Source organism: Rhodococcus erythropolis NBRC 15567, from assembly GCF_001552595.1.
In the GTDB taxonomy this organism is placed as follows: Bacteria; Actinomycetota; Actinomycetes; order Mycobacteriales; family Mycobacteriaceae; genus Rhodococcus_F; species Rhodococcus_F erythropolis.
In genome coordinates this window covers 39,753-45,752 of record NZ_BCRM01000015.1, presented here as the reverse complement: position 1 = coordinate 45,752, position 6,000 = coordinate 39,753, and the positions used below count along the sequence as shown (strand labels likewise).

The window sequence follows — 6,000 nt, the reverse complement described above, 5'->3', positions numbered from 1 at the left end:
GAAGACGGCAAGGTCGTCGGCCTGCGCACCGAGCGCACTCAGCTCGACGGCACCGGCAACGTCAAGGGCACCGGCACGTACAAGGACTGGGATGTCCAGGCCGTGTACCGCGCCGTCGGTTACCTCTCGCAGAACGTCACGCAGCTGCCGTTCGACGACCAGGCGGGCACCGTCCCCAACGACGCCGGACGCGTCGTCGCCGACGACAACGCCGAGGGCGCAGCCCGGTTCATGCCGGCCACCTACGTCACCGGCTGGATCAAGCGCGGCCCCGTCGGCCTCATCGGCCACACGAAGGGTGACGCCAACGAAACCGTCGCGAATCTTCTCGAGGATTCCGTCGGCTTCGCCGGCGCCGCGAACCCCGACGAGAACGCCGTCATCGAGTTCCTCGAAGGCAAGCAGGTGCCGTACACGACCTGGCAGGGCTGGTACCGCCTCGACGCGCACGAGCGCAGCCTGGGCGAGCCCGAAGGCCGTGAGCGCATCAAGGTCGTCGAGCGTCACGACATGCTGAAGGCGTCCGAGCCCGACCGCGCGAACTGAGTGCGCAGAAGTAACTGAACAGAAGCCCTCCACCGGCCCGACGCGACCCAGGTCACATCGGGCCGGTGGTGTGTGCGGGGACCCAAGGCAACAGGGCAAAATAGACCCCGTGTTTGACGCCCACGTGCATATCATCGACCCGCGCTTCCCGCTGGTCGAGAATCACGGGTACCTGCCTGAGCCCTTCACCGTGGCCGATTACCGGGCCCGGCTTGCCTCACTGAAGGGCCTGAGTGTTGACGGCGGCGCTGTGGTGACCGCGTCGTACCAGGGCAATGACCAGGAATACCTGAAAGCCGCCTTGTCCGAGCTCGGCGAAGGCTGGGTGGGCGTCACTGCTTTGCCGCTCGATGCGACGGATGAAGACATCGTTGCGCTGGACGCGCTGGGAGTGCGCGCCGTCCGATTCAATCTGCGCCGAGGCGCCACCGACCTGCGTCTACTCGCCGATCTCGCCAACCGGGCATTCGATCTGGTCGGCTGGCACGCCGAGTTCTACGTCGATGCCACGCTGTTGCTGTCGCTGGAACCCGTATTCGCCAAATTGCCGGCGGTGAGCATCGATCACTTGGGAATGTCCACCCGCGGACTGCCGTATCTCCTCAACCTCGTCGACCGCGGGGTACGCGTCAAAGCCACCGGGTTCGGACGCACCACCATCTCCGACGTCGGCGACGTGCTTCGCCAGATCCACGCGGTCAACCCCGCTGCGCTGATGTTCGGCACCGATCTACCCGGCACACGGGCACGTCGAGCGTTCGAGGTCCACGACCTGGACGTGATCGCCGAAGCTGTCGGCGACGACCTGTCCGCGGTCATGTGCGACAACGCCCGCTCCTGGTACCGCTGCGCTCAAGTGAACGCGACGGCTCCCAGCCACAGCCCCGCCGCGATCAGCGCTCCGAACAGTTCCACCAGCATGGACAATCCGACTGCCTTCACCGCGTGAAGCGTCGACGACCAGGCGATGTCGTAACGGCGCAGCCGCGCTAGTTCGGCGAAATACGTTCCGACGATGAATCCGAGGAACAAGCCCACGACCGGAATCACGAAGAACCCGATGATGCCGACGACGCCGCCGACCACCACCGACAGGTTGGGCACTCCCCCGGACTTCATCCGCTTGCCTGGCCAGGTGTACTTCACGATCCCGGTGACCACCAGTGCCAGCGTCGACAGCGCGAACACCGTCCACGCCGTCGCGCCGCCGGTCATGATCGCCCACACCAGAATTGCACCGAAAACGAGAAGTGTCCCCGGAAGAATCGGAACGACGACACCGATCAGACCGACCAGGATGACCAGCCCGACGAGGACCTCGGCCACAGGACTCATCCGACGGGACGCACCTTCGACGCGGCCTCGCGAGCACGGGCGCGTGCAGTCGGCACGTCGGCGGCCGTCGACACTGCAACACCCATGCGACGACGCGTGAAGCTCTCGGGCTTGCCGAAGAGCCGCAGGTCCGTCTCGGGAACCGAGAGTGCCTCGGCGACGCCGTCGAATCCGATCCCCTTGGCCTCCACTCCGCCGTAGATCACTGCCGATGCTCCCGGCACCATGAGCGTCGTGTCGACCGGCAAGCCCAGGATCGCGCGGGCATGCAGCTCGAACTCCGAAAGTCGCTGCGTCCGCAGAGTCACCAATCCGGTGTCGTGCGGCCGTGGGCTCACTTCGGAGAAGAAGACGTCGTCGCCCTTCACGAATAGCTCGACACCGAAGATGCCTCGCCCGCCCAGAGCCGTGGTCACCTTCTCGGCGACGTCTCGGGCCGAGGCGAGGGCAACCGCGGACATCTGCTGCGGCTGCCACGATTCGATGTAGTCACCGGCTTCCTGCAGGTGCCCGATCGGCTCGCAGAACGACGTCTCGACCTGACCGCTCTCGCCGACGGCGCGAACCGTCAATTGTGTTATCTCGTAATCGAAATCGACAAAACCCTCGACGATCACCCGGCCGTGATTCACACGACCTCCGGCCATCGCGTAATCCCATGCGGCGTCGAGATCTTCGGCGGATCGAACCGTCGACTGTCCCTTCCCCGACGAGGACATGACGGGCTTGATGACGCACGGGAAACCGATTCGGTCTGTCGCTGCCTGCACTTCGGCAAGCGAGTCCGCGAAAGCGTACGGCGAAGTGGGCAGGCCCAACTCCTCGGCCGCGAGCCGACGGATCCCCTCACGGTTCATCGTGAGCTGGGTGGCGCGGGCGGTGGGAATGACCACCGCGGCCCCGCGTTCTTCAACGAGTGCAAGCGCATCCGTCGCAATGGCCTCGATCTCGGGAACCACGAAGTGAGGCTTTTCCAACTCGATGACGGCAAGCAGCGCTTCCGGATCGGTCATGTCGACGGTATGCGCACGATGAGCCACCTGGTGCCCAGGGGCATCGGGATACCGATCCACCGCAATCACTTCGACGCCAAGACGCTGCAACGCGATGACAACTTCCTTACCCAACTCGCCTGATCCCAACATCATCACGCGGATGGAGTTCTCGGTCAGGGGAGTTCCGAATCGGAGCGGAAGCGTCGGCAGGGGCGAAGGCGTCGAATCAAGCTGCATGGGTGCGACTATATGCCAATCCCGATGCAGGTCAGCGCGGTTATCGGCCGTCCACCACACCTTCGCGGCCAAATCCTCGCCTGATCGTTCGTGGTATGTCAGGTTTGCGATAGGTGCGGGTGGCCATATCCGGCTCGGAATTCCGTTGCGGCAATGCATCGTTGCCGAGCCGGCGCACTTTCACGAGGTTGCGCCCGGCGCGCTTGGCTTCGTACAGAGCCTCGTCCGCGACGGTCATAAGGGTGGTCAACGTCGGCGTCGCATGATCGACCCACGCGACGCCGACACTGACGGTGCTCGTCACTTCTGATTCGGCCGAGTACTCGACTTGCGCGCCGCGGACCGCCTCGGCCACATCGACTGCTCGCGCGTAGCTGCAGTCCGGAAGCAGAATGGCGAACTCCTCGCCGCCGAGCCTTCCGATCAGATCGCCGTCCGACAATCGGTCAGCGGCCCGTTCGGCGAAGTTCGCGAGAACGCTGTCACCGGTCATATGTCCATGCGTGTCGTTGATGCTCTTGAAGTGGTCCAGGTCGAGCATCAGCAGGCCGACCGGGGATTGTGTGCGAGCCGCGGCGGCAAGCTCCGATTCCGCGTGTCCGAGAAACGCACCACGCGAGAGGACCCCGGTCAGATGGTCGAATTCGACAGCAAGGAAGAGCTCACGCTCGGCAGCGCGACGTTCCTCGGTCGCACAGGCAACCGCGATCGGCCCCAACGCGATCAGCGTGACGGCAATGGACGTGATGACGTCCTCGTTCCACGTCGAGGCAGCTTGATCTCCGATATCGAGTCGACCGCTTCCCGCCATCATGAGTGACCACACCGACCAGACCACTGAAACGAAGGCAGTGCTCGGAACCGAGATGCGAGTGGCGCACCACAGGAGAGCCGGAATCGGAAGGACCAGCGCGATCGGCCCTTCGATGCTGAGGGCGATCGGCACGCAGGCTGCAGTGGCGAGTAGCGGAACGCTCATAGCGGCGACGGTTTTGGCAGTCAGTTTGCTGCGGAACTCGGCAAGGCTCGACGGGATGGTGAGAGTGAGAATGAGAGGAAGGACCAGCAGGTACGCCATGACCTCGGTGGCACCCCAGTGGAAGAACGTGTCGGTAAAGGACTGACCGCGTAAGAGCCGGTCCAAGGCGCCGGCAGTGGCCGCGGTACCAGTCGCCGCGACGAACGAGACGAAGACCATCCACACCAGCGACTGCGAATCGACCAATCGGAACGGTGTGCGCTTCAAGTAGTACAGAACAAGAACACCGACTGTGACTCCGGCGAGGTTCGCCCCGTTCAACTGCACCGCAAGCGAGAGCGAGTTGCCGGTGATCAGGTCAGCGCAGACGTATCCGACAGCCGCAGCGATCCACGTCGGCCACTCGATCAGGACCGGCCATCTGACCATCATTCCCAGCAGAATGGCGTTGGCGCACCAGAATGTCGCGAGCAAACCTGGTGGGCGCGTGAGGATGCCGATCAACGAAGCCGCAAGTACAACGGCCAGCACTAGGAGAAGGCGCAGAAAGCGACTCGTCCCTACCATGCGTCACCTCGCGGTCGGCTACCTCTGAATTCGGGAGCACCGGACGTCGCGGTGACCGTATGCCGATGTCGTCGAACCATCGTACGCAGGTGCTGCCACTCACAGTTCTGTGTTCACACGCCAAAACGGCAACTACGAAAATCTCCGCAAACGCGGGTGCCCTCCGGCCACGACAGTGGACAGAGGGCACCTGCATGCAATCCGATTGGCAGAGCCGAATGGACCTGCCGGAAGGGATGACTACTCGGCGGATCCGCTGGACAGACCCGAGAGTGAACCGGTGGACGAGCCCTCGCCCTCGCCGGACAGCGATTCGGTGGGAACGGACTTGAGGAAAGCTCCGAGCGCGGTGAGCAGGGGTCCGAGGGTGCTGAGTGATCCGAACATAGGAGGTTCTCCTGTTTGTGAGGTGGTGTGATGTTCCAGCGCCATTCCGGCCGCAGGCGGTGGCCGAGATGGTTCGGGAACTTCTGCCGCGCGGATGGCTGAACCGCCCCCCGAACAACATCCCGAGCTGTGATGTAGCGCACTAACTTGGCGCTGCCTGCATTTATAGACTGACTGCCCACACTTGTCTAGCTACCGAATAGCTACCAACTTGAACTGTCGGTAACACCTTCTGACATAATTGCAGTTCATAGGCCAAATAGACGGTTCGAAATATCCTATAATGTGATTTAGCTCACAATTGAAATGCAAAAAGTGTGGCCCGCAGACAACCGCGAGCCACACTTTCGGACAAACGGGACTTACTTGTCAGCCGCCGATCCTGTGCCCGGGGTGAGCGAGCCACCACCGAGTGCCGTGAACAGGTCCTTGAGTACCGGAATGAACGTCTTGACGACGCCGCTGAAGTCTTCGAACGAACCCATGTCGGGCCTCCTTATGTCGGGATGCAGTTGAAATGAAGTGGGGACCGAGAATTACTCGGCAGTGGAACCAGCCGAACCCGAGCCGTCCGCCGATCCCGCGTTCAACTTGGTCACGAATGCGAGAACGCTCTTGAGGAAGGCGTCGAGATTCTGAATTGAGGTCATGCGACTACTCCTGTGTTGTTTCGGAAGAATTGTTGTGGTCGAACGTCAGGAGTTCGAGCTCGCGGTGTCCAGCCCCTGAAGGGTCTTGAGCATGTTGACCAGGGGAAGAAGCTGGAGAATGCCCCAGCCCATGCCGTTGGCCTTGAGAAGGTTTCCGAGGGATCCCATGTGTGACTCCTTGCATGAATATCTATGACGCGGCGCACGTTTTGTTCGCTCCGCCTCTTTGTAGCCAAGCTAAATACGTACGTCCAGTTTGTTTCTATCCAAGAAGGACCGTGACATATTGGAGCAATGTGTAAAC

At 62.4% G+C, this 6,000-nt stretch carries 8 protein-coding genes; 2 read left to right on the top strand and 6 right to left on the bottom strand.

The window, feature by feature from the left end; translation table 11 throughout:
• Together RE4_RS19135 and RE4_RS19130 are read left to right on the top strand one after the other, a co-directional pair.
• Nucleotides 1–546 (top strand): ferredoxin--NADP reductase domain-containing protein (locus tag RE4_RS19135; RefSeq protein ID WP_502686331.1); only part of this gene is annotated, 546 nt, incomplete at its 5' end.
• A gap of 109 nt (nucleotides 547–655) precedes the next feature.
• On the top strand, nucleotides 656–1,495 hold the full coding sequence (locus RE4_RS19130) for an amidohydrolase family protein (RefSeq protein ID WP_024487914.1): 840 nt from the start codon (nucleotides 656–658) through the stop codon (nucleotides 1,493–1,495).
• Here the strand turns inward: RE4_RS19130 and RE4_RS19125 are convergent.
• The 6 genes from RE4_RS19125 to RE4_RS31650 all read right to left on the bottom strand — a co-directional run bounded on the left by RE4_RS19125 (nucleotide 1,399) and on the right by RE4_RS31650 (nucleotide 5,864).
• Complete coding sequence (locus tag RE4_RS19125) at nucleotides 1,399–1,881, bottom strand: DUF456 domain-containing protein (protein WP_019749482.1); 483 nt, start codon at nucleotides 1,879–1,881, stop codon at nucleotides 1,399–1,401. The two genes, RE4_RS19130 and RE4_RS19125, sit on opposite strands and share 97 nt — an antisense overlap.
• Nucleotides 1,878–3,113, bottom strand: coding sequence for a formate-dependent phosphoribosylglycinamide formyltransferase (gene purT / locus RE4_RS19120; RefSeq protein ID WP_019749481.1), 1,236 nt, complete (start codon nucleotides 3,111–3,113; stop codon nucleotides 1,878–1,880). Before purT ends, RE4_RS19125 begins: the two co-directional genes overlap by 4 nt.
• Nucleotides 3,114–3,153: 40 nt before the next feature.
• Nucleotides 3,154–4,659 carry a GGDEF domain-containing protein gene (locus RE4_RS19115; protein ID WP_238077012.1) on the bottom strand — a complete coding sequence of 502 codons (1,506 nt, stop codon included), beginning with the start codon at nucleotides 4,657–4,659 and terminating at the stop codon, nucleotides 3,154–3,156.
• A 240-nt stretch (nucleotides 4,660–4,899) separates the two neighbouring features.
• Complete coding sequence (locus RE4_RS19110; RefSeq protein WP_003944356.1) at nucleotides 4,900–5,046, bottom strand: hypothetical protein; 147 nt, start codon at nucleotides 5,044–5,046, stop codon at nucleotides 4,900–4,902.
• Nucleotides 5,047–5,408: 362 nt separating this feature from the next.
• Complete coding sequence (locus RE4_RS31655) at nucleotides 5,409–5,531, bottom strand: hypothetical protein (protein WP_019749478.1); 123 nt, start codon at nucleotides 5,529–5,531, stop codon at nucleotides 5,409–5,411.
• 210 nt (nucleotides 5,532–5,741) lie between these two features.
• Nucleotides 5,742–5,864, bottom strand: coding sequence for a hypothetical protein (locus RE4_RS31650; protein WP_003944443.1), 123 nt, complete (start codon nucleotides 5,862–5,864; stop codon nucleotides 5,742–5,744).
• Nucleotides 5,865–6,000: the final 136 nt, after the last annotated feature.